This window comes from Marinococcus sp. PL1-022, from assembly GCF_033845285.1.
Lineage (GTDB): Bacteria > Bacillota > Bacilli > Bacillales > Marinococcaceae > Marinococcus.
Window position 1 is genome coordinate 3,109,998 of sequence record NZ_JAWXCX010000001.1, and the last position, 22,693, is coordinate 3,132,690.

Consider the following 22,693-nt stretch of genomic DNA (forward strand, 5'->3'; position numbering starts at 1 on the left):
GTTTCAAACGTCAAAAAGCAGTTTTTTTAGTACAATAAAAAGAAGCAGCCTAAACATTATACGTACGAGGCAGAGCGGGGGACCAGCATGAAATTTATTGTCGGGTTAGGCAACCCGGGGAAAAAATATAACAAGACACGCCATAACGTTGGATTTGAAGCTGTGGAAGAGCTCGCTTCCATGTGGCAGCTGTCATGGAAAAAGAGCAAGTGGAGGAGCGAAACTGCCGAAACAATGGCAGGGGGCGAAAAAGTGATACTGGTAAAGCCTTTGACTTATATGAATCTTTCAGGAGAAGCAGTAGGCCCGATGCTTGATTTCTATAAAGCGTCCCCGGAAGACGTCTTAGCTGTTTATGATGATCTGGATCTGGCTCCCGGTACCGTCCGCCTGCGTAAAAAGGGCGGCCACGGCGGCCATAACGGCATACGCTCGTTGATTGAACATTTGGGTACAAAGGAGTTCAAGCGGCTGCGCATTGGGATTGGAAAGCCGGAGAAGGCGTCTGTGATCGACTACGTTCTTGGCACCTTTCCCCCGGAAGAGAGAAAGCAGATGGATGAGGCTGTTAAAAAGGCAGCGGCTTCGGCGGAAGCTTGGAGCAGTAAATCATTTGATGAAGTAATGAATGAGTTTAATTAATAGAAGGACGGGGTGGGACTGGAGAGTTCCGCTCCCCTTTTGCGTGATAAAAAAAGAGACCACCATAAATAGGGAGGAACGAGCATGAAGGGTTTACCATCGATATTGGCCTCCAACCCGGAGATCGGTGAAGTTATCAGCGATCTTCAAAACGGGGTGCCGGAGCAGCTGATTTCAGGGCTCAGCGGATCGGCAAGAACGTTATTTATGACGCTTGCCCAGGAGAAGACGCAACAGCCTCAGCTGGTAGTGACGCATACGCTGTATCAGGCGCAGAAGCTGTACGATGATTTGTTGGAATGGTCGGAAAAGGACGTATTAATATATCCGGTCAATGAGCTTATTTCTGCTGAAATTGCGGTAGCGAGTCCGGAAATGAGATCGCAGCGGATTGAAGTGCTCGACCGTCTGATCGGCGGTTTTGACGGAATTATTGTGAGTCCGGTGGCCGGCCTGCGCCGTCTGCTGCCTCCGCCTGCTGTTTGGGAAGCAGCCCAGTGGCCGCTGCATACCGGTGACGATCTTGACCTGGATGCGCTCCAGCAATTTCTCTATTCTGCCGGCTATCAGCGCGCCGATATGGTGGCTGCTCCTGGTGAATTCAGTATCCGCGGCGGTATTATCGACATCTACTCACTGACGGCGGACAATCCAGTGCGGCTGGAGCTGTTTGATACAGAAGTTGATTCTCTTCGTTTATTTAATCCGGAGGACCAGCGGACAATTGAACAGATTACTAAGGTCAATATCAGCCCCGCCCAGGAAACCATCCTTTATCCGGAGCAATTTCAGCGGGCAGCCTCTCACCTTGAGGACGGACTGAGCAAAACGCTGAAAACGGTCAAGGACGAGACCGTGAAACAGAAGGTGCAGGAGCGCCTGTCGGAAGAGCGGGAGCAGCTGCTGCAGCACGTGCGCTTCCAAAGTCTGTACAAATATATGCAGTTTTTCTATGAAAAGCCGGCTACCCTGAGCAATTATTTTCCCTCGGAAACGATCTTTTTTATCGATGAAGTAAGCCGGGTACAGGAAACGGCAGAACGTCTGGATGAAGAAGAGGCAGAGTGGCGGACAAATATGGTGGAGCAGGGAGAACTGCCGGTAGAAATGCAGCTTTCGGTGCCGTTTCATACGCTGATGAAAAACATCGACTTCCCGAAGGTGCTTTTTTCTTTATTTACCCGTAGTTTGTCCGAGTTTCACCCGCGCCGGGTGGCGAATGTCACGAGCAAGGCAATGCAGCAGTTTCACGGTCAACTGCCGGTGCTGAAAAATGAAATTGAACGCTGGCAGAACGGAGGATTTCGTATCGTTTTTGCCGCTGAGACAGAGGACCGGCTCGAGCGGCTGCAGAGAATTCTCGATGATTACGGAGTGGAAGCAGAACGGGCAAACAAGGATGGGCCGTTTACGCCGGGACGTCCTGCTATTGTGCAGGGACGGCTCGACAGCGGATTTGAACTGCCACTTGAGAAGCTTGCCGTCATTACGGAACAGGAGACGTTTACAAAACAGGTACGCCGCTCAAGGCGCCGTGAAAAGCTGAACAATGCTGAACGTATCAAGAGCTATTCGGAGCTTCAGGTGGGAGACCTGGTCGTTCACGTGAACCATGGCATCGGAAAATACCTGGGAATGGAAACCCTCGACGTTGGAGGAGTGCACCAGGACTTCCTAAACGTATCCTATGCGGGCAACGATAAACTGTATGTGCCGGTCGAGCAGATTGACCAGGTTCAAAAGTACGTGGGGTCAGAAGAAAAGGATCCTAAAATTTATAAACTCGGCGGCAACGACTGGAAGCGCGTAAAGCGCAAAGTACAGTCCTCTGTTGAAGACATTGCCGACGACCTGATCAAGCTGTATGCGGAACGGGAGGCTACCAAGGGGCATGCCTTCAACCGGTATGCGATGGAAGAACAGGCGTTTGCTGCCACCTTCCCTTACCAGGAAACAGAGGATCAGATAAAAGCGATTGAAGAAATCCGCGAAGACATGGAGCGTGAACGTCCAATGGACCGCCTCTTATGCGGTGATGTTGGCTACGGAAAAACTGAGGTGGCCATACGGGCGGCGTTCAAAGCAGTGATGGATGGCAAGCAGGTGGCCATTTTGGTGCCGACAACGATTTTGGCCCAGCAGCATTTCGACACGCTCACAGAGCGTTTTGCCGACCAGCCGATTAACATCGGCCTGATGAGTCGCTTCCGGACGAAAAAACAGCAGAATGAAACGACCCGGGGGCTGAAGGCAGGAAGTGTCGATATTGTGATCGGCACGCACCGTGTGCTTTCCAAAGATGTACAGTTTCATGATTTAGGGCTGCTGATTGTCGATGAAGAGCAGCGGTTCGGGGTTACTCATAAGGAGAAAATCAAACGGCTCAAGGCAAACATCGACGTATTAACGCTGACGGCAACGCCGATTCCAAGAACGCTGCACATGTCGATGCTTGGCGTTCGTGATCTTTCTGTCATCGAGACCCCTCCGGAAAACCGCTTTCCAGTACAAACGTATGTGATGGAATACAATCCGACGCTGGTCAAAGAAGCTATAGAACGCGAAATCAGCCGGGGCGGCCAGGTGTATTTTATGCATAACCGGGTGGATAATATCAGCCGGATGGCTGACCAGATTTCGATGCTTGTGCCGGAGGCAGAGGTCGCTTACGCTCACGGGCAGATGAATGAGCAGGAGCTCGAATCGGTTATGGTGGAGTTTTTAGAGGGCAACAAGGATGTACTGGTCACGACAACGATTATAGAAACAGGGGTCGATATCCCGAACGTGAATACGCTTATTATTAACCACGCTGATCGGATGGGGCTTTCCCAGCTGTATCAGATCCGCGGTCGGGTCGGCAGGTCCAACCGCGTAGCTTATTCGTATTTTACGTACCAGCGCGACAAGGTGCTTTCTGAGGTGGCGGAAAAGCGGCTGCAGGCGATCAAGGAATTTACGGAGCTTGGTTCGGGCTTTAAGATCGCCATGAGAGATCTTTCCATCCGTGGAACAGGTAATCTGCTCGGCGCAGAGCAGCACGGCTACATTGAATCCGTGGGGTTTGATTTATACTCGCAGATGCTTAAAGAAGCTATTGAAGAACGTAAGGGAGACCAGCCGAAGCAGCAGGAGCCGGAAATGGAAATGAACATGAAAGCAGACGCCTACATCCCTGATTTTTATATTGATGACTCCAAGCAGAAAATAGAGATGTATAAACGCTTCCGGGGGCTTGAAACGCTTGAGGATATGCAAGATCTGCAGAGTGAAATGATGGATCGCTTCGGGGCGTACCCGGTGGAAGTGGAAAAGCTGTTTATTCTCAGTAATATTCGTCTGCGTGCGGAAGCTTCCGGAGTGGAGTCCATTTCCCAGGAAGCGAACAAAACCATTATTCTGGTAAGCGAAGGAGCAAGCAGTGAGGCAGATGGCGCTTCGCTGTTCGGACTTGTCAATGAACTGGGTCGTCATATCGGTATCGGGACCAGCGGGAAAAAGATTCAAATATCAGTGCAGCATCAGCGGCTCGAGGAAATGAAAATTCTCACTTCTGTGCAGGCGGTTGTCAAAGGCGTGCAGGAAGCAAAAAAAGAGCCGGAGGAAACAACGTCCCCGAAATAAAGCGGGCGGATAGAAGGGATCGAAGATGACAAATGACACAAGCTCTTTCGCCCGTTTGCTAAAAAGCGTTTCCCTGCTGACAGCGGCTGCCCTTATAGGGAAAGTATTCAGCGCTGTTTACCGGATTCCGTATCAGAATATGACCGGAGATATTGGGTATTATGTTTATCAGCAGGTGTACCCGTTTTACGGTATAGCGATGATTCTTGCTCTTTACGGTTTTCCGGCTGTGCTGGCTGGGGAAATGGTACAGCAGAAAAAAGCATCCGAACGGCTGGAAACGATGAAAGCGGCTGGAGTGGTGCTGGCAGCTGCAGGAGCTTTGGCTTTTGTGTTTCTGTTTCTTTTTGCTCCAGTGGCAGCAGGTGCCATGGGGGACGGGAAGCTTACGCCGGTGCTGCGTGTGGCTTCATTCGTATTTCTTCTCGTGCCTGTGCTTTCGCTTGGACGCGGATATTACCAGGGGAGGGGAAGAATGGAGCCGACCGCTTTATCGCATGTAGTGGAGCAGGTCTGCCGGGTAAGCTTTATTCTCTTATTTGCCTGGGCGGCAGTGTCGGCTGGACAGGGAGTGTATGACATAGGAGCCGGGGCTATGGGAGCGTCCATAGCAGGTGCCGGTGCCGGGGCGTTGATTCTGCTGCTTCTCTGGTGGTCTCAGCACCGTAGCAAATCGCTGTCTTTTCGTTTTCGGGGAGCCGGGCAAGAGTATAAAATAATGATGAAAAAACTGTTGGTACCAGGAGTGGTTGCCTGTCTCGGTGCCATGGTGTTTTTATTTTATCAATGGATTGATGCGTTTACTGTAGTTCCCGGCCTTGAGGCGTATGGTATTTCCGGGCGGGATGCAAAAGAAACGAAGGGGGTTCTGGACCGGGCTCAGCCGCTTCTCCAGTTCGGTACAGTAGTATCTACGGCGCTTGCAGCGGCTGTACTTCCTTCTCTGCAGGGAAAGGAAGGAGTTGTCCTTGGCGGGCTTGCTCTTCGGATCAGTCTGGTTATCGGCGGAGCGGCGGCTGTAGGGCTGTATACAGTAGCTGGCTTTGTGAATGTGATGCTGTTTGAAAACAGCAGAGGGACAGATCTTATGGCTGTGCTCGCTATTTCACTTCTGTTCAGCGGCTGGATTGTAACTGCAAACGCGATCCTCCAGGGGGGAGGGCGTGTCCGGATGGCTGCCGGATCGATAGTGGCCGGAGGCCTCATAAAGCTTGTCGGGAACGTAGTGCTTATCCCGGCCTTTGGAGCAATTGGTGCAGCAGCGGCGACGATCATAGGTCTTGCTGTTACAAGCCTTCTTCAGGGGGCGCTCCTGCAGAAGCACCGGCTGGTTTCCTGGCCTTCCATCAGGTGGTGCGCATGCCTGGGGGCTCTGTTGGTCCTGCTTGGAGCTGGACTATGGGTGCTGCAGCTGCCTGCCGGCAGCGTGGATGCACGGACGGTCGCTGGCATGTGGGCCCTTGGCCTCTCCGGTGCCGGCTTGGCACTTTGTCTTGCCCTTGTCAAAGGCTTAAGACTTTTCGAACGCCGGGAGTGGAACATATTTTCCGCAGGCGGAAACAAGAATGAAAAGAGAGGGACTTCCTAATGAATAGTGCAGATATGCGACCGATTATTACCGTTTTAGGGCTCGGGGCAGGGGACGCCGGACAGCTTCCCCTGAACGTTTACCGTCGTCTCCGCTCAGCCTCCTCTCTGTATTTGCGTACCGGGGAGCATCCGGTAGTCAGAGAGCTGCTGGATGAGCTGCCGGAGTATAAAACATTTGACCGGATTTACGAACAGACAAATTTGTTTGAAGAGGCATATGGATTAATGACAAAAGAGCTGTTGGAAGCTTCCAAAGCCCACGGAGAAATTTGTTATGCCGTTCCGGGTCATCCACTAGTGGCAGAAATGGTGGTGCAGCAGCTGCTTGAAGCGGAAAATGCCGGGAAATGCCGGGTGGATATCATAGGGGGGCAAAGCTTCTTAGACCCTGTGTTTGCAGCCCTGCGCCTGGATCCAAGTGAAGGCTTTCAGCTATTGGATGCGACGGCACTGAAAAGAGAAGAGGTTCAGGTCTCCACTCATCTGCTGCTTACCCAGGTGTATGATCGTATGACAGCTTCGGAGGTGAAGCTGACGCTGATGGAGCTGTACCCGGAAGAGCACACGGTGCACATGATTTCCGGAGCGGGGACTGGGGCAGAACGGCTGCAGGAGCTTCCGCTGTACGAGCTTGACCGCGAAGAATTTGTCGATAATCTAATGTCAGTCTATGTACCGCCGCTTCCATTTTCGGCCCGTTTCGGGGATTGGGACAAATTGCGAAGCATTATCGCCGCCCTCCGTGCGCCGGATGGATGCCCGTGGGACAGAAAACAGACGCACGAGTCGCTGAAAAGATATCTGCTTGAAGAAACCTACGAAGTATTAAGTGCCATCGATGCGCAGGACGACGACAACCTTCAGGAAGAGCTGGGAGATATTTTACTTCAGGTGATGCTTCATGCTCAAATCGGGGAAGAAGAAGGCTTTTTCACCATTGATGATGTGGTAGAATCAGTAACAGAAAAATTGATCCGTCGCCACCCGCACGTATTCGCGGAGTCAGCAGCGGCTACTCCGGAAGAAGTAAACACGCAGTGGGAACAGATTAAACAAGCTGAAAAAGGCAAAGATGGCGAAGAAGATTCTCTACTGGCGGATATTCCCCAGGCAATGCCGGCACTCATGAGAGCCTATGAAATCCAGAAAAAGGCTGCGAAGGCCGGGTTCGACTGGGGTGATGATGCCCCGATGTGGGACAAGCTCCATGAAGAAATAGAAGAATGGAAAGCAGAGCTTCAGGCAGGAAACGAACAAAAAAGCTCAAAAGAATTTGGGGATATTTTATTTGTGCTCGTTAATCTCGCCCGCTTCTTTCGGGTGCATCCGGAGGAAGCGCTGGAACAGACGAACCAGAAATTTTTCCATCGTTTTGCCTACATTGAACGGAGAATGAAGGAAGAAAACCGGCATTGGAAGGAAGAGAACTTTCTGCAGACAGCGGAATCGTGGTGGCAGGAAGCGAAGAAGGAGGAACTGTAACGTTGAGAATAGATAAGTTTTTAAAGGTGTCCCGTCTGATTAAGCGGAGAACCCTGGCAAAGGAAGTAGCTGCTCAGGGACGCATTACGGTAAACGGCAATCAGGCGAAGGCTGGAACGGAAGTAAAGCCTGGAGACGAAATCATCGTACGCTTTGCTTCGAAAACATTAAAGCTAAGAGTGGAAGCCATTAAGGATACAACGAAAAAAGACGAAGCAGAGTCGATGTATACACTGATGGAAGAAGAAAGCAAATAACACGAACGGCCGTTCCTTTTTGGGGCGGCTTTATTATTTAGGATGGAAGAAAATCTGCGAAAATAGAAAAAATAAAGCGAAAAACTGTAATAAAGAGGAAAAACCGTGTTGAAACTCTTTCGCTGCTCCGTTATGATTAACATAACTAAAATCGTAAACGCTTTATAAAGCGCGTGTTTTACAACAAAGCTTGCAGAGACGAGCGAAGGAGGAGCTCTTGATTGATTGAGGAAAAGAAAAAAGTAACAAACATTCATCGACCGCACTCCCACCAGCCGACACAGACAGATGCCCGTAAAGAAGCCGCAGAGAAAAAGCAGCGCCGTGGGTTGAAAAAAAGAATGACGGCTTTAACTGTCGTTACTGCCTTTATTGTCATATTGATGGGAATCACTTTATTTTCCCAGTGGCAGACAATTGCAGCCAACAATGAAGAGCAGCAGCAGCTGGAAGAGCAGATGGTGAACCTTGAGGATAAAGAAGCAGACTTAAATCAGCAGGTGGAGGATTACAACGACCTTGATTACATAGCGGAAGTTGCCCGGGAAGAATATTATTTAACCAAAGAAGGGGAAACGCTTTATAAACTTCCGGAAAGCGATTCATCTAATTGACATTGTTTTTTGGCTTCGAGTATAATTACTTGGACACAGAGAAATTGAAAACGTGAGGCGTTTCTATTTCTTTTGCACTAATCTCTTTTTATATTTCATATAGGATCCATAAGGAGGAGCATTTTTTAGATGGCAATTGAAGTGGGCAGCAAGATACAGGGCAAGGTTACCGGCATTACGAAGTTTGGTGCTTTTGTAGAAGTGGAGCCGGGAAAAACAGGTCTCGTTCACATTAGTGAAGTTGCGGATAAATACGTCGAAAACATCAGTGATTTTCTGTCCGTCGGGGATGAAGTGACAGTAAAAGTGATGAAGGTAGAGGATGATGGAAAAATCGGACTCTCTATCCGTAAGGCGCAGGACCGACCTCAGGAAGAACGCCCGAAAAGCAGCGGCAGCGGCCGTCCAAAAAGCGGGGGAGACCGGCCCCGCGGAGGATCGAAACCTCCGCAGCAGCGTCCGGCAAGCTTTGAAGACAAAATGAGCAGCTTCATGAAAGACAGTGAAGAACGCCTGGCCACTATCCGTAAGCATACAGAGAAACGGGGAAAAAAATCCCGCAAGTAATGCCGAAAGCTTCCAACCCTGGAGAGAGCCTGCCAGCGCACGGCAGGCTCTCTTTGTTTGGAGAAATGCTTCAGCTGAAATTAATTTCATCTCCCATATTGACTTTTAATATAAAAACAATTTATAATCGTGAATGTCGCAATAAATGGCGGTGTAGCTCAGCTGGCTAGAGCGTACGGTTCATACCCGTAAGGTCGGGGGTTCGATCCCCTCCGCCGCTACCAAATTATAACTTGAATGCTTCCACTGCTGATTCGGGCAGTGGTTTTATTTTGTGCCAATTAATTAAAGCGGTTTCACTGCTGAAAACTACTTTTGTTCCGCTGGCGAGTATTCTATACTTTAACGGAAAGCATGTTTACATATTAATTGAGGAAGGGCGGGGAGGCACGTGGAAAAAGCAGATGACGTTATGGCCATGTGTCTGCATGCCGGACAGCTTATGCTTCGTTACGGTTCAGAAACATTCCGGATAGAGGACACAATGAGAAGAATGGGGCAGGCTGCCGGAATGGAGCAGGTGAACACCTTTGTGACGACAACAGCTATCTTTTTGTCGTTTAAATCGCCTGTAGACCAGCGTGATCATATACAAATGCTCCGAATCGAGGAACGCTACCAGGATTTAAGCAAAGTAACTTCAGTCAATCAGCTGTCGAGAGAGTATGTGAGCGGTCTTCTTACTTCAAGGGAAGTAAAGAAGCAGTTAAAAGAAATAGAAGAAGCACCAATGAATTATCCGGTATGGTTCATTTACCTGGCTTCTGGTATCGGCGGGGGTGCTTTTTCATATTTGATTGGATCGAGCTTCATGGATATGCTGCCGGCAGCGCTTGGCGGACTTGTGACAGCGGTAGCGCTTGTACGCTACCAAATGAGACTGAAAGTAAAGTTTTTCTCGGAATTTCTGGCATCATTTACAGGTGCTCTGGTGGCTATGCTGATGGTGCAGATGGGACTTGTGATGAATACCAACCAGGTCATTATCGGCACGATTATTCCTCTTGTGCCAGGCGTGCCGCTGACGAATGCGGTGCGTGATTTAATGTCGGGAGATTTAGTGGCAGGAGTGGCCAGGGGAGCCGAAGCTGCCGTCTCAAGCATGTCTATAGCAGGCGGTGTGGCAGTGGCACTCACAATTTTTTTCGTATAGATTGAGGAAAAGAGGGAAATAACGATGGCGATGTTTGCATTAGAGCTGGGCCTTTGTTTTGTCGCAACGATCGCTTTTGCGATTATTTTTAATATTCCGCTCCGGCTCGTCTGGTGGGGCGGCGTTATCGGTGTATGCACGTGGGCCATTTATTCCCTGATGCCGGTTTTAGGATTGTCGCTCGTTTTTGCGGCAGCGGTGGCTGCTTTTTTTGCTTCGTTTGTCAGCCAGTGGTTTGCCCGGTTTATGAAAGTGCCGGTGACCACCTTCAGTCTGCCGGGCATTATTCCATTGATTCCGGGCAGCCGGGCTTATGAAACGATGCTTGCATTTGTGCAGGAACGGTATTTATACGGACTGGAGCAGGGCGTGGAAACAGTGCTGCAGGCCATTGCCATTGCGGCGGGCCTCGTGTTCGCGTTTTCGGTATTTTCTGTTGGCAAAGGGGTGGGCCAGCGCTATGAAACACATCGTTGAAGAATGGATTACCAGATGGGACATGATACCACGGGGGACGAAAGTGCTCGCAGCGGTGTCCGGCGGTCCAGATTCCATGGCAGCTGCGTCCATCCTGAAAAGCTTACAGAGTAAATATGAATTCACCCTGGGAATCGCGCATGTAAACCATGGGTTCCGTCCGGAAGCATCGAAAGAAGAGGCGCGGGTGGTGCGGACGTGGTCGGAGGACCAGCAGCTGCCTTTTTTTTCTTCGGCAATGTTTATGAAAGAGTCTCCTGAAGATAAGACGACACAGGCAGCGGCACGGGAAAAAAGGTATGATTTCTTTTTCCGGACCATGGAACATTTTGGCTACAGCGTGCTGATAACCGGCCACCATGCAGATGATCAGCTTGAAACAATAATCATGCAGGCTGCATCGGGCCGGTCGCTTCTCGGAGAAGAAGGAATCGCCCCGAAGCGTACGATGAACGGTTTTGAGGTGGCGCGTCCCCTGCTTGGGGTGAAAAAAAAAGAGATTCTGTTTTATTGCAGAGAGCATGGCATACCTTACGTGGAGGATGAAAGCAATTCTACGGACGATTACAGGCGTAACCGGGTGCGCCGCCATGTTCTGCCGGCGCTCAAAGAGGAATTCCCTTTAGTGCATCAGCACATGCAGAAAAAGTATGAATGGCAGAAAGAACAGCAGAATTATATGCGCAGGCAGGCCCGCACTTCTCTCGATTTTTACGGAGAAAGGCTTGAGCGGAATTACGTTTCTGTAAAAATGGATTGTTTTCGCGAAACCCCTCTTGCTTTACAAAGGGAAACGGTTTCGCTACTATTAAATTATTATTTTTCTGCAGAAGAAACAGGCATTTCTGCTTCGCTGGTGGATGCCTGTATAGATCTGGCTTCTGCCGCCGGCTCGTCGGGAGAGCTCCATTTACCCGGGGGAATACTGATACGCAAATCCTACGGCAGGCTGGAATTTTTAAGCCGTGAGGAATCAGGCCCTTCTTTTCCTGAACCGATACGTATTTCTGATTACGGTAACTATAAATACGGCGCCGGGATTGTGGGAGTAAATCATGCACGGCCGGAAGATACGGAGGTGTGGATTGCGGTGCCGGAAAGAATTCTTTCGTTCCCGATATACGTAAGACCCCCGCGGGCAGGGGACCGAATACATATACCAGGCATGAAGGAAGCGAAAAAGGTTCATCGTCTGTTTATAGACGAAAAAGTCCCAAAGCATGAACGTTCGTTCTGGCCCGTATTTACAGATGAAAAGGGAACCGTTTTATGGATTCCCCGCCTCCGCGCCTCCTTTCGTTATGAAAAAGAGGCAGCATACTTCGTATGGAAAAAGGACTAAAGGGTCCGTGAAATAAGAAGTGACAATTTCGGAAAATTTTTTGTGCAGGGAAGCAAATTCCCTTTATACGTGCTATGATTGAAAATGGACCATTTTTAACAATGGCGGCTTATAACACGGTTGTACTGCTTCTGTTTTGTGACTATAGTTTTATAAAATAAAACAGCGGCTGTTTAATAACAGCCCGGATGAAAGAATGAAATTCGCTTGGGAGGGTAAAGACATTCAGATGCACGACGAAATACAGGATATATTAATCTCGGAAGAAGAGCTGCAGGCAAAAATTAAAGATCTGGGCACGACGCTTACGGAAGAATACGATGGGCGTTTTCCCTTAGTGATCGGAGTTTTAAAGGGAGCACTTCCTTTTATGGCGGACATTGTCAAACGCATGAACATTCATCTTGAAATGGATTTTATGGACGTTTCAAGCTACGCCGGAGGGACAGTTTCCACTGGGGAAGTTAAAATTATCAAAGACCTGGACACCACGGTTTACGACAGGGACATCGTGATACTTGAAGATATTATCGACAGCGGGCGGACGCTTAAATACTTAATCAGTCTCCTGCAGACCCGGGGAGCAAAGTCGTTGAAGGTGGTAACGCTTCTGGATAAGCCGGAAGGACGGGTGGTTGACCTTACCGCAGACCTGGTTGGTTTTACTGTGCCGGATGAATTTGTCGTGGGCTACGGTCTGGATTATGCAGAAAGATACCGTAATCTGCCATACATCGGTGTGTTAAAGCCCGAGATTTATCAAGGCGGATGATTAGGAACAGACAAGTGAATATGATACTATTATTGCAGCTTTCGATGTATGCAGGAGGAGGTCAGGAATGAACCGAATTTTTCGTAACACTGTGTTTTGGCTTTTTTTATTCCTGGTTATTATAGGGATTATCAGCTTTGCCCAAAACGATGGTGGAGATACAAATACAATCAGCAGTACAGAGTTCAACGAACGTCTCAGTGAGAACGAATTTGCTACTATTACGCTTCAGCCCGAGGGCGGAGTTTACAATGTAACAGCTGCTACCAGTGAAAATGCCGAAAATGCGGAAACATACGAATCGTATCTTCCGATGACGAATGAATCCACACAGCAGCTGCAGACAGCGCAGGGGCCAAACGGCAATGCTGTCGAATTTGATACACAGCCGGAAGAAGAAACGAGCGGCTGGGTTACTTTCCTTACGACGATGATCCCATTCATCATTATCTTCCTTCTATTCTTCTTCCTGCTCAGCCAGTCCCAGGGCGGCGGCAGCAAGATGATGAACTTTGGTAAAAGTAAGGCGAAGATGTACCAGGAAGACAAAAAGAAGGTGCGTTTTAAAGACGTAGCCGGTGCGGAGGAAGAAAAGCAGGAGCTTGTAGAAGTCGTTGACTTCTTAAAAGATGCCCGTAAATTCTCCAACATCGGTGCCCGTATTCCAAAGGGCGTACTTCTTGTCGGTCCTCCGGGTACAGGTAAGACGCTGATCGCCCAGGCGGTTGCCGGAGAAGCAGACGTACCGTTCTTTTCCATCAGTGGTTCAGACTTCGTGGAAATGTTTGTCGGTGTCGGTGCTTCCCGTGTACGTGACCTTTTTGAAAACGCGAAGAAAAATTCGCCGTGTATTATTTTCATCGACGAGATTGACGCAGTAGGACGCCAGCGTGGTGCCGGCGTCGGCGGCGGCCATGACGAACGTGAGCAGACGCTGAACCAGCTTCTGGTTGAAATGGACGGCTTTGCCGGCAATGAAGGTATTATTATCATTGCGGCTACTAACCGTGCTGACGTACTGGACCCTGCACTTCTGCGTCCGGGACGTTTTGACCGTCAGATTCTTATCGGCCGTCCGGATGTAAACGGCCGTGAGGAAATTCTTCAGGTGCATGCGCGTAACAAGCCGCTTGCAGAGGATGTTAACTTCCGGGCCATTGCCCAGCGTACGCCTGGCTTTACCGGTGCGGACCTCGAAAACCTTCTGAATGAAGCGGCGCTTGTAGCAGCCCGTGCTGATATGCAGAAGATCAGAATGACGCATGTGGAAGAAGCGATCGACCGCGTTATTGCCGGTCCTTCGAAAAAATCACGCGTTATTTCAGAAAAAGAACGTAACATCGTGGCTCACCACGAAGCAGGCCACACAGTTGTTGGTATGAAGCTTGAAAACGCGGATATGGTGCACAAGGTGACCATTGTGCCTCGTGGCCAGGCCGGCGGTTATGCAATGATGCTTCCGAAGGAAGATCGTTACTTTATGACCAAGCCGGAGCTTCTCGATAAAATTGTCGGCCTGTTAGGCGGCCGTGTGGCCGAGGAAGTCATGTTTAACGAAGTGAGTACAGGTGCTCATAATGACTTCCAGCGTGCGACAGATATCGCCCGCCGCATGGTTACCGAGTACGGTATGAGTGAAAAGCTCGGTCCGCTGCAGTTTGGTTCAAGCGGAGGCGGTCAGGTATTTCTTGGCCGTGACATGCAGAACGAACAAAATTACAGTGACGCTATCGCTCACGAAATTGATAATGAAATGCAAAGAATCATTATGGAATCTTACGAACGCTGTAAACAAATTCTTACGCAGTATAAAGACCGGCTTGAGCTTGTAGCCCAAAGTCTTCTGGAGCTGGAAACGCTGGATGCAGAGCAGATCCGTTCCCTTGTTGAAGACGGCAAGCTTCCGGAGGATCACTATTCGAATAAATCGGATGAAGAAATGGGTGCTACGAAAACTGAAGAACAAAAGCGTGAAGAGGAAGAGGCTGACCATGTCCTAAAAGAGGACAGCGGCGACTCTTCTTCGGAGGAGACCTCCTCGGAAGAAACGACAGCTTCTTCAGATTCGAGCTCCGACAGTGACGATACAAACCGTCGCGACTAGTATAAAAGAAAGGGTGCCTTTAAACGGGCATCCTTTTTTGTATGCTGAAAGAAAGCGGACGTTTTTCTCTGCGCGTTCTGCGGTATAGCATAAACAGAGAAAATGCGAGCGGATTAGTTGTTTTTCGATGGGTTTTGTACAATACTATGTATCAGGTTTTCAAAGATAATATAATGATATAGAGAGCAAGAGTGGAAAGGAAGGAATTAAATCAATGAAGGATTATTTAGTAAAAGCAACAGCGTTTAATCATCAGGTTCGTGCTTATGCTGTGCACACGACAGAAATGGTGGATGAGGCGGTCAGACGCCACCAGGCATGGCCGACTGCTTCGGCGGCTTTAGGCCGGGCGATGACAGCGGGTTCCATGATGGGGGCAATGCTTAAGGGTGACGACAAGCTGACCATTAAAATTGAAGGGCACGGGCCGATGGGTCCGATTATTGTCGACAGCAACTCTTCGGGCGACACCCGGGGATACGCCCACAATCTGCAGGTTCACTTCGATTTGAACGATAGCGGTAAACTGGACGTAGCCCGTGCCGTCGGTACGGAAGGAACTTTATCAGTCGTTAAAGATCTCGGCATGCGGGATATGTTTACCGGCAACGTTCCGATTGTTTCTGGTGAACTCGGAGACGATTTCACGTATTACTTTGCAAATTCCGAACAGCTGCCTTCTTCTGTTGGTCTTGGAGTGCTTGTCAATCCGGATAACTCTGTGAAAGCAGCAGGCGGGTTTATTATTCAGGTGCTTCCCGACGCAGAGGAAGAATATGTAGCGCGCCTTGAGCAGCAGATACAACAGATGCCGCCGGTGTCCAAGCTGATTGAACACGGCAAAACCCCGGAGGAAATTCTTCATATTATCCTCGGTGAAGAAGTGAACGTGCTCGATACGCAGCCGGTTCAGTTTTCCTGCCAGTGCTCCAAGGAACGGGTGGAAAATGCAATTATTTCTCTTGGCACCGATGAGCTCCAGGATATGATTGAAAAAGACGGGGGAGCCGAAACGACGTGTCACTTTTGTAATGAGGTCTATCACCTGGATGTCGACGACCTGGAACGTTTGAAAGAGCGCACCTCCGAAATTGAAAACCGCTCCTAGGTTATTTGTGCGCCTTTTGATCTACAGATTGACAGAAGTTGACCAAATTGGTACGATTAAATTATTATAAAACCAATGAATTTACTTGGTGTTTGAAGGAGGAGCATGAATGAAGGCTGCAAATAACGTTACAGAACTCATTGGAAATACTCCCGTAGTAAAACTAAACCGTTTAACCGGGGAAAATGATGCAGATGTTTATTTAAAACTCGAGTATATGAATCCAGGAAGCAGCGTAAAAGACCGTATTGGTCTTGCGATGATCGAAGCTGCCGAGCGGGATGGCCGTTTAAAAGAAGGGGATACAATTGTTGAACCGACAAGCGGTAACACAGGCATCGGCCTGGCGATGGTAGCAGCTGCCAAAGGCTACCCGGCGGTATTGGTAATGCCGGAGACAATGAGCATGGAGCGTCGCAATCTTCTTCGTGCATACGGTGCGGAACTGGTGCTCACACCGGGACCTGACGGCATGGGTGGTGCGATTTCTAAAGCGAACGAGCTTGCTGAAGAAAAAGGCTACTTTATGCCGCAGCAGTTTGAAAATGAAGCGAATCCGAAAATCCACCGTGAAACGACTGGCCGTGAACTGCTGGATCAGATTGATGGGCCGATTGATTCCTTCGTTTCCGGCATCGGCACCGGCGGTACGATTTCCGGTGCAGGCGGCCTGTTGAAGGAGCACTATCCGGAGATGCGTATTGTAGGTATTGAACCAGCGGATTCCCCGATTCTAAACGGCGGAAATAAAGGCCCTCATAAAATCCAGGGAATTGGTGCCGGATTTGTACCGGGCACGCTGAATACAGAGATTTATGATGAAGTAGCGGTAGCAACGACGGAGCAGTCGTTTGAATATGCACGCCGTGCTGCCCGTGAGGAAGGCGTTTTAGGCGGTATTTCTTCCGGATCGGCTATTTACGTTGCTCTTCAGGAAGCGAAAAAGCTCGGCAAGGGCAAAAAAGTTGTGGCTGTCATTCCTAGTAACGGGGAGCGTTATCTTAGTACGCCTCTCTATCAGTTTGAAGAGACTACAGACTAGCATAAATTCTTTAAAGAGTCCGTACCCTGAAAAGGGGCGGGCTTTTTTTATGGAATTATCTTTAATGATGCACTTTGGTTTATTTGGAGTGAATGATAACGAAAAAGGGTAATGAAGCAAACGCAGCGTTCTGATTGTTTTTTTATAAAATATTTCGTAGACTTGTAGGAAATATAAAGAGAATTTTCTGTAAAACAGAGAGAATTGGATGAAACCGGGGGCATACACATAATGGATGAGCGACTGGCCCGAGGGCCTCAAGCAGGAGAATCATATACACAGAGTACGACGTCGTTTTTTCAGACAAATGACCAGTTTTTTCAGGCGTTTGAGTTTCGTGCAAGGGAGGAGCCTTATCACGTGCTGCTTGAAAGCGGGCGCCAGGGCGAACTCGATATTGCTGCCCTTCGTCCCTTTGGGGTAGTGGAAGGGAAAAACAAAGAGACGACCCTTCATAGGCAGGGAAGCACTGAAATGCATGCGGGAGACCCGCTTGAAGCATTGGCAAAATGGATGGAGCCGTACAATCTGCCAACGGACTCTGCTCTTCCTTCGTTCCAGGGAGGCGCAGTAGGCCAGATAAGCTATGACTATGTACGATATATTGAGCATCTGCCGGAGCTTGCGGTGGATGATCTGAAAATGCCGGATGCGTATTTTCTCCTGTACGATCTGTTTTTTATTCACGATAAAAAAGCGGGTAAAACGTGGATTTGGCATTTGCATGCCGAAGAGGAAGACGCCGGTGAATTTCTCGGGAAATGGAAAAAAGCATGGTCGGAAGCGGCTGAAGCGTTTTCCGGGCAGGAGCGTTCAGAAGCGAAGGGGGCTGTCTCTGCCGAAAAGTCGGTGCCGTCCTTTTCCGGGGAATTATTCGGCGGAGCGGTAGAGCAGATTAAAGAATACATTGCCGCGGGAGACGTGTTTCAGGTGAATTTATCCACCCGCCAGACACAGCTCCTGCATACCTCAGCCTTTCACATTTATCAGAAGCTGAGAGAGCTGAATCCTTCCCCGTATATGGGCTATATGCATACACCGGACTGGCAGACGGTTAGCGCCTCTCCGGAGCTGCTGGTTAAAAAACGGGGTGCAGAGGTGTCCACGCGCCCGATCGCCGGGACCCGTTCGAGAGGAAAGGACGAAGAGGAGGATATGGCGCTTGAACAGGAATTGATGGGCACAGAAAAAGAGCGGGCTGAGCATGTTATGCTCGTCGATCTTGAAAGAAACGATCTTGGCCGTGTCTGCCACTACGGTTCGGTGAAGGTGGATGAATTAATGGCGGTGGAGCGGTATTCCCACGTGATGCATATTGTTTCCAATGTAAGGGGGATACTTGCTGAAACAGAGCAGGTATATGATATGATAAGGGCAGTGTTTCCTGGAGGGACGATCACCGGTGCTCCGAAAATACGGACGATGGAAATTATTGAAGAGCTTGAGCCGGTACGCCGGGGTTTCTATACAGGATCGTTCGGCTGGATCGGCTACAACAAGGATGCGGAGCTGAACATTTCCATCCGCACGATGCTTGCCAAGGACGGGTACGCTCATGTGCAGGCAGGGGCCGGGATCGTCATCGACTCTGATCCAAGAGCAGAATACAAAGAATCAATCAAAAAAGCTAAAGCATTATGGGAAGCGAAAAGACAGAGTGAAGCAGAGGCCGGCATTATCCATGAGCAGAGCTGAGACTAGAATAGAAAGGAAGATTTTCGCATGATTTTAATGATTGATAACTATGATTCGTTTACGTACAATCTCGTGCAATACCTCGGTGAAATGGGAGAAGAACTCGAAGTACGGCGTAACGACCAAATTACAGTGGAGGAGATCGCCCGGTTGAATCCGGATATTCTGATGATTTCCCCGGGGCCCTGCAGTCCGGATGAGGCAGGAATCAGCGTCGAAGCGATACGCCGCTTTGCCGGAGAAATCCCGATTTTTGGTGTCTGTCTCGGCCACCAGGCGATTGCGCAGGCCTTCGACGGCGATGTTGTACGGGCGGAGCGGCTGATGCATGGGAAAACGTCGGAGATCCACCATGACGGTGTAAGTATTTACGCTGATCTTCCAAATCCGTTAACGGCGACAAGGTACCACTCGTTAATTGTGAAAAGAGACACACTGCCGGACTGCTTTGATATCACCTCGGAAACGGAAGCCGGGGAGATTATGGGGATCCGCCACCGCACCCTCCCTGTTGAGGGTGTACAGTTTCACCCTGAATCGATTATGACCGGTGAAGGAAAACAGATGCTCAAGCGCTTTGTGGACCGGCACCGGAAGTCTGAAGAGGTGCTGTAGCATTGTATGTGCATATAGACGGGGAAATAAAGAAGGCGGGCGAAGCTCGTCTTTCTGTATTTGACCACGGTTTTATGTATGGGCTTGGCTTATTTGAGACGTTTAGGGTGTATAATGGTCATCCGTTTTTACTGGATGCTCATATGGAAAGGCTCGAAGCCGGTGCAGAAGAGCTCGGCATTGTCTTTCACTATGAGCGGAAAACAGTCGAAGCAGAAATCAGGCAGCTGCTTGATGCCAATGGACTGAAGGATGCCTACGTGCGGTATAACGTATCCGCAGGGCCGGGGGGCCTGGGAATTCAGACGACCCCCTACCTTGAGCCGGCTATTGTTATTTACATGAAGCCGCTTCCGGCAGCGGGAGCGGAGCCTGTGCAAAAGGATGCCCTGTGGCTTCAGCTGAGACGGAACAGTCCGGAAGGTCGGGAGCGCCTGAAGTCGCATCATTACATGAACAACTGGCTTGCCAAACAGGAAATAAAAGACCGGCCGGAGGCGGAAGGGATTTTCGTTAACGAAGAGGGATATGTTGCAGAAGGCATCGTCTCCAATATTTTCTGGCGGAAAAAAGATACCTTGTATACGCCGGCAGTGGAAACAGGTATTTTAAACGGCATTACCCGTCAATTTGTGATACAGTTAGCACATGAAAATGACTACGTTGTGGAGGAAGGATACTTTCTTCCGCAGGATATAGAAGCAGCAGAGGAAATGTTTGTTACGAATTCTATTCAGGAAATTGCAGCAGTGCGTGCCTTAGGGGATTATTATTTTCCAAGTTATTCAGCGGCCCGGCTGCTGCACAGCCGCTATCAGAACGAAAGAGAAAAAAAATAACAGCTGGCACGCCAGGGAGGAGAGAAAATGCGCAATCAGGTAATGCGATGGAAGAATTGGGAGCTTGATTTTTCCTTAAAGACGTTTGTCATGGGGATTTTAAATGTGACGCCGGATTCCTTTTCTGACGGAGGCCGGTACAGCGGGGTGGAGCAGGCTGTCGCGCAGGCAGAAAAGCTGGTGGAGGACGGAGCGGATATTATAGATATCGGCGGTGAATCCACACGCCCGGGAGCGGCATTTGTAGAGGCAGAAGAAGAGCAGCGGCGGATCGTTCCGGTACTCGAAGCCCTGAGGGACCGGATTGGCGTGCCTATCAGCGTGGATACCTATAAAGCTTCCACGGCCGAGGCAGCTCTCGGAGCCGGAGCGGATATCATTAACGATGTATGGGGAGCGAAAGCAGATCCCGGTATGGCCCGGGTAGCAGCTGAATACGATGTGCCGATAATTTTAATGCACAACCGTGATAATACGGAGTACCAGGATTTGATGCCTGACATGATTCAGGACGTTTATGAAAGCATAGCTATTTGCGAGCAGGCCGGAGTCAAGGAAGACCGCATTATTCTGGATCCCGGCATCGGCTTTGCAAAAACCTATGAGCAGAATCTCGAAGCGATGCGGAAGATGGATCAGTTTACGTCGCTTTCGTATCCAGTACTCCTTGGCAGCTCCCGTAAATCGCTCATATCAAAAACACTTGAGCTTCCTGCCCATGATCGTGTGGAAGGTACAGGCGCGACGGTGAGCCTGGGTATTGAACGAGGGTGCGATATCGTCCGTGTGCATGACGTCAAAGAAATGACGCGCGTAGCCCGGATGATGGACGCTATGCTCGGAGTAAGAAAGGAGCATTCGGTTGGATAAAATTCATTTGCAGGGAATGGAGTTTTACGCTTATCACGGGGTGTTTGAAGAGGAAAACAGGCTAGGTCAGCGCTTTCGCGTCAATTTAGTACTCGAAGCGGACTTAAAGCCGGCAGCGGCAGAGGATGACGTAGAAAAAAGCGTTAACTACGCCGAAGCATTTGAAGCAGTGAAAGAGGCCGTGGAAAACCAAACGTACCGGCTGGTGGAAACGATTGCTGAAAAAATTGCCGAAACAATATTTGAGCGTTTTAATATTGTGGAGCAGCTTCACGTGAAAGTGATCAAACCGGATCCGCCAATCCCAGGACACTACGATCATGTTGCCATTGAAATGACCAGGACTCGTCCAGAATGACCCAGGTTTTTATTGCACTGGGGTCAAACCTCGGGAAACGGGAGGAGTATTTAAAGCGGGCGGTCCTGGCTATGCAGCAGGAGAAACAGATGCAGCTGACAAAGCTGTCGCCGGTGTATGAAACCGCGCCGGTGGGAGTGACCGATCAGCCGCATTTTCTGAACATGGTTTCCGAATGGAGTACTGATTACGGACCGGAGAAACTGCTTGAGGCGCTTCACCGTATCGAGCATGAGCTTGAGCGCATACGTGAAGAACGGTGGGGGCCGAGGACAGTGGACCTTGACATTCTTATCTATGATGAAGAAAATATGAACAAGGAGCATTTAATTATTCCTCATCCCCGGTTAACTGAGCGGGCCTTTGTTCTTGTGCCGTTTTTTGATATTGCCCCGGACCGTTTTGTTCACGAGGACAAGACGGTTCGTTGGTATGTAAAAAAACTGCCGGAGAAGGAACGGGCCGATGTAGTATACTGGGGCGAGCTGTTAATAGACAACGACGACACGTAAAATAATAAAGCCAACACATAGGAGGTTGCTGTGGTGTTAAAAATTCGCGATATAGAAATGAATAACCCGGTGGTGCTTGCTCCGATGGCGGGAGTCAGCAACCCTGCATTCCGGCTGATAGCGAAGGAATTTGGAGCAGGACTGGTCTGCGCAGAAATGGTAAGCGACAAAGCAATACTGCACGAAAATGAAAAATCGATGCGGATGCTCTACGTGGATGAAAGGGAAAAGCCGCTCAGTCTTCAGATTTTCGGCGGGGACCAGGAAACGATGGCTGGGGCTGCTGAAGTAGTGGATCAGCATACGAATGCAGATATCATTGATATCAATATGGGCTGCCCTGTACCGAAAATCACTAAGTGTGATGCAGGGGCCAAGTGGCTGCTCGACCCGGATAAAATTTATCAAATGGTAAAAGCAGCAGTGAACGCAGTAGATAAGCCCGTAACGGTGAAAATGCGGATGGGCTGGGACGATGAGCATATACTGGCTGTGGAGAACGCGCAGGCTATTGAGGCCGCCGGCGGTGAAGGCGTTGCGGTACACGGGCGCACCCGGGTGCAGATGTATGAAGGCGTGGCGAACTGGGAAATACTTAAGGAAGTAAAAGACTCGGTGAATATTCCGGTAATTGGCAATGGAGACGTATCTACCCCTCAGGACGCCCAGGCAATGCTTGATACGACCGGAGTGGACGGCGTGATGATCGGCCGTGCCGCCCTTGGGGACCCATGGATGTTTTACCGGACAGTGCAGTATTTGGAAACAGGAAAGCTTGTAGAGGAAGAACCAACTCCGAAGGAAAAAATGGATGTATGTATTGTGCATATGGACCGTTTGATAGAATTGAAAGGCGAAGATGTGGCCGTTCGGGAGATGCGCAAGCATGTGGCCTGGTATCTGAAGGGCATGCACGGCGGCTCCAAGGTACGGGGCAGAGTAAATGAACTGAATACACGCGACGAAGTGGCGGAAACACTATATAATTTTGTCGGTTCTACGGAAGCTCCCAGCATGGCATAAGTATTTG

21 protein-coding genes and 1 tRNA gene are annotated in these 22,693 nt (G+C 49.6%); all 22 read left to right on the forward strand.

All coding sequences use genetic code 11. The annotated features are described in order from the left end of the window. Positions 1-87 precede the first annotated feature (87 nt). Entirely contained in the window at positions 88-642 is a 555-nt protein-coding gene (pth, locus tag SIC45_RS15900) for an aminoacyl-tRNA hydrolase (protein WP_319632890.1), read from the forward strand. 84 nt (positions 643-726) lie between these two features. Beyond that, positions 727-4,266 (forward strand): transcription-repair coupling factor, encoded by a 3,540-nt coding sequence (gene mfd / locus SIC45_RS15905; protein ID WP_319632891.1) that lies wholly within the window; start codon positions 727-729, stop codon positions 4,264-4,266. 25 nt (positions 4,267-4,291) lie between these two features. Continuing rightward, positions 4,292-5,854 carry a polysaccharide biosynthesis protein gene (locus tag SIC45_RS15910; RefSeq protein ID WP_319632892.1) on the forward strand — a complete coding sequence of 521 codons (1,563 nt, stop codon included), beginning with the start codon at positions 4,292-4,294 and terminating at the stop codon, positions 5,852-5,854. Continuing rightward, the gene (gene mazG, locus SIC45_RS15915; protein ID WP_319632893.1) at positions 5,854-7,338 is read left to right on the forward strand and encodes a nucleoside triphosphate pyrophosphohydrolase; all 1,485 of its coding nucleotides are present in this window, start codon (positions 5,854-5,856) and stop codon (positions 7,336-7,338) included. Before SIC45_RS15910 ends, mazG begins: the two co-directional genes overlap by 1 nt. A 2-nt stretch (positions 7,339-7,340) precedes the next feature. Beyond that, positions 7,341-7,595 carry an RNA-binding S4 domain-containing protein gene (locus SIC45_RS15920; protein WP_091615012.1) on the forward strand — a complete coding sequence of 85 codons (255 nt, stop codon included), beginning with the start codon at positions 7,341-7,343 and terminating at the stop codon, positions 7,593-7,595. 221 nt (positions 7,596-7,816) lie between these two features. Further along, a complete protein-coding gene (locus SIC45_RS15925) occupies positions 7,817-8,209 on the forward strand; it encodes an FtsB family cell division protein (RefSeq protein WP_319632894.1) in 393 nt (130 codons plus the stop codon). A 129-nt stretch (positions 8,210-8,338) separates the two neighbouring features. Then, positions 8,339-8,776, forward strand: a complete 438-nt coding sequence (locus tag SIC45_RS15930) for a S1 domain-containing RNA-binding protein (protein WP_298786961.1) — start codon at positions 8,339-8,341, stop codon at positions 8,774-8,776. A gap of 147 nt (positions 8,777-8,923) precedes the next feature. Next, positions 8,924-9,000, forward strand: a tRNA-Met gene (locus SIC45_RS15935). A 167-nt stretch (positions 9,001-9,167) separates the two neighbouring features. Then, positions 9,168-9,929 carry a threonine/serine exporter family protein gene (locus tag SIC45_RS15940; protein WP_319632895.1) on the forward strand — a complete coding sequence of 254 codons (762 nt, stop codon included), beginning with the start codon at positions 9,168-9,170 and terminating at the stop codon, positions 9,927-9,929. Positions 9,930-9,953: 24 nt separating this feature from the next. Further along, the gene (locus tag SIC45_RS15945) at positions 9,954-10,406 is read left to right on the forward strand and encodes a threonine/serine exporter family protein (RefSeq protein ID WP_298786964.1); all 453 of its coding nucleotides are present in this window, start codon (positions 9,954-9,956) and stop codon (positions 10,404-10,406) included. Beyond that, on the forward strand, positions 10,390-11,748 hold the full coding sequence (gene tilS, locus SIC45_RS15950; protein ID WP_319632896.1) for a tRNA lysidine(34) synthetase TilS: 1,359 nt from the start codon (positions 10,390-10,392) through the stop codon (positions 11,746-11,748). The genes SIC45_RS15945 and tilS overlap by 17 nt, the downstream gene beginning before the upstream one ends. Positions 11,749-11,977: 229 nt before the next feature. Continuing rightward, positions 11,978-12,520 carry a hypoxanthine phosphoribosyltransferase gene (hpt, locus tag SIC45_RS15955; RefSeq protein ID WP_298787035.1) on the forward strand — a complete coding sequence of 181 codons (543 nt, stop codon included), beginning with the start codon at positions 11,978-11,980 and terminating at the stop codon, positions 12,518-12,520. 67 nt (positions 12,521-12,587) lie between these two features. After that, complete coding sequence (gene ftsH / locus SIC45_RS15960) at positions 12,588-14,624, forward strand: ATP-dependent zinc metalloprotease FtsH (RefSeq protein ID WP_319632897.1); 2,037 nt, start codon at positions 12,588-12,590, stop codon at positions 14,622-14,624. Positions 14,625-14,838: 214 nt separating this feature from the next. Next, positions 14,839-15,732, forward strand: coding sequence for an Hsp33 family molecular chaperone HslO (hslO, locus tag SIC45_RS15965; RefSeq protein ID WP_298786971.1), 894 nt, complete (start codon positions 14,839-14,841; stop codon positions 15,730-15,732). A 109-nt stretch (positions 15,733-15,841) separates the two neighbouring features. Continuing rightward, on the forward strand, positions 15,842-16,774 hold the full coding sequence (gene cysK, locus SIC45_RS15970) for a cysteine synthase A (RefSeq protein WP_298786973.1): 933 nt from the start codon (positions 15,842-15,844) through the stop codon (positions 16,772-16,774). Between the two features lie 231 nt (positions 16,775-17,005). After that, entirely contained in the window at positions 17,006-18,469 is a 1,464-nt protein-coding gene (locus SIC45_RS15975) for an anthranilate synthase component I family protein (protein WP_319632898.1), read from the forward strand. 27 nt (positions 18,470-18,496) lie between these two features. Continuing rightward, complete coding sequence (gene pabA, locus SIC45_RS15980; protein WP_319632899.1) at positions 18,497-19,084, forward strand: aminodeoxychorismate/anthranilate synthase component II; 588 nt, start codon at positions 18,497-18,499, stop codon at positions 19,082-19,084. 8 nt (positions 19,085-19,092) lie between these two features. After that, positions 19,093-19,923, forward strand: a complete 831-nt coding sequence (gene pabC / locus SIC45_RS15985; protein WP_319632983.1) for an aminodeoxychorismate lyase — start codon at positions 19,093-19,095, stop codon at positions 19,921-19,923. 27 nt (positions 19,924-19,950) lie between these two features. After that, a complete protein-coding gene (folP, locus tag SIC45_RS15990) occupies positions 19,951-20,793 on the forward strand; it encodes a dihydropteroate synthase (protein ID WP_319632900.1) in 843 nt (280 codons plus the stop codon). After that, positions 20,786-21,151, forward strand: coding sequence for a dihydroneopterin aldolase (gene folB / locus SIC45_RS15995; protein ID WP_319632901.1), 366 nt, complete (start codon positions 20,786-20,788; stop codon positions 21,149-21,151). Before folP ends, folB begins: the two co-directional genes overlap by 8 nt. Next, positions 21,148-21,663 (forward strand): 2-amino-4-hydroxy-6-hydroxymethyldihydropteridine diphosphokinase, encoded by a 516-nt coding sequence (gene folK, locus SIC45_RS16000; RefSeq protein WP_319632902.1) that lies wholly within the window; start codon positions 21,148-21,150, stop codon positions 21,661-21,663. The genes folB and folK overlap by 4 nt, the downstream gene beginning before the upstream one ends. A gap of 33 nt (positions 21,664-21,696) precedes the next feature. Continuing rightward, entirely contained in the window at positions 21,697-22,686 is a 990-nt protein-coding gene (gene dusB / locus SIC45_RS16005) for a tRNA dihydrouridine synthase DusB (protein ID WP_298786987.1), read from the forward strand. Positions 22,687-22,693 lie beyond the last annotated feature (7 nt).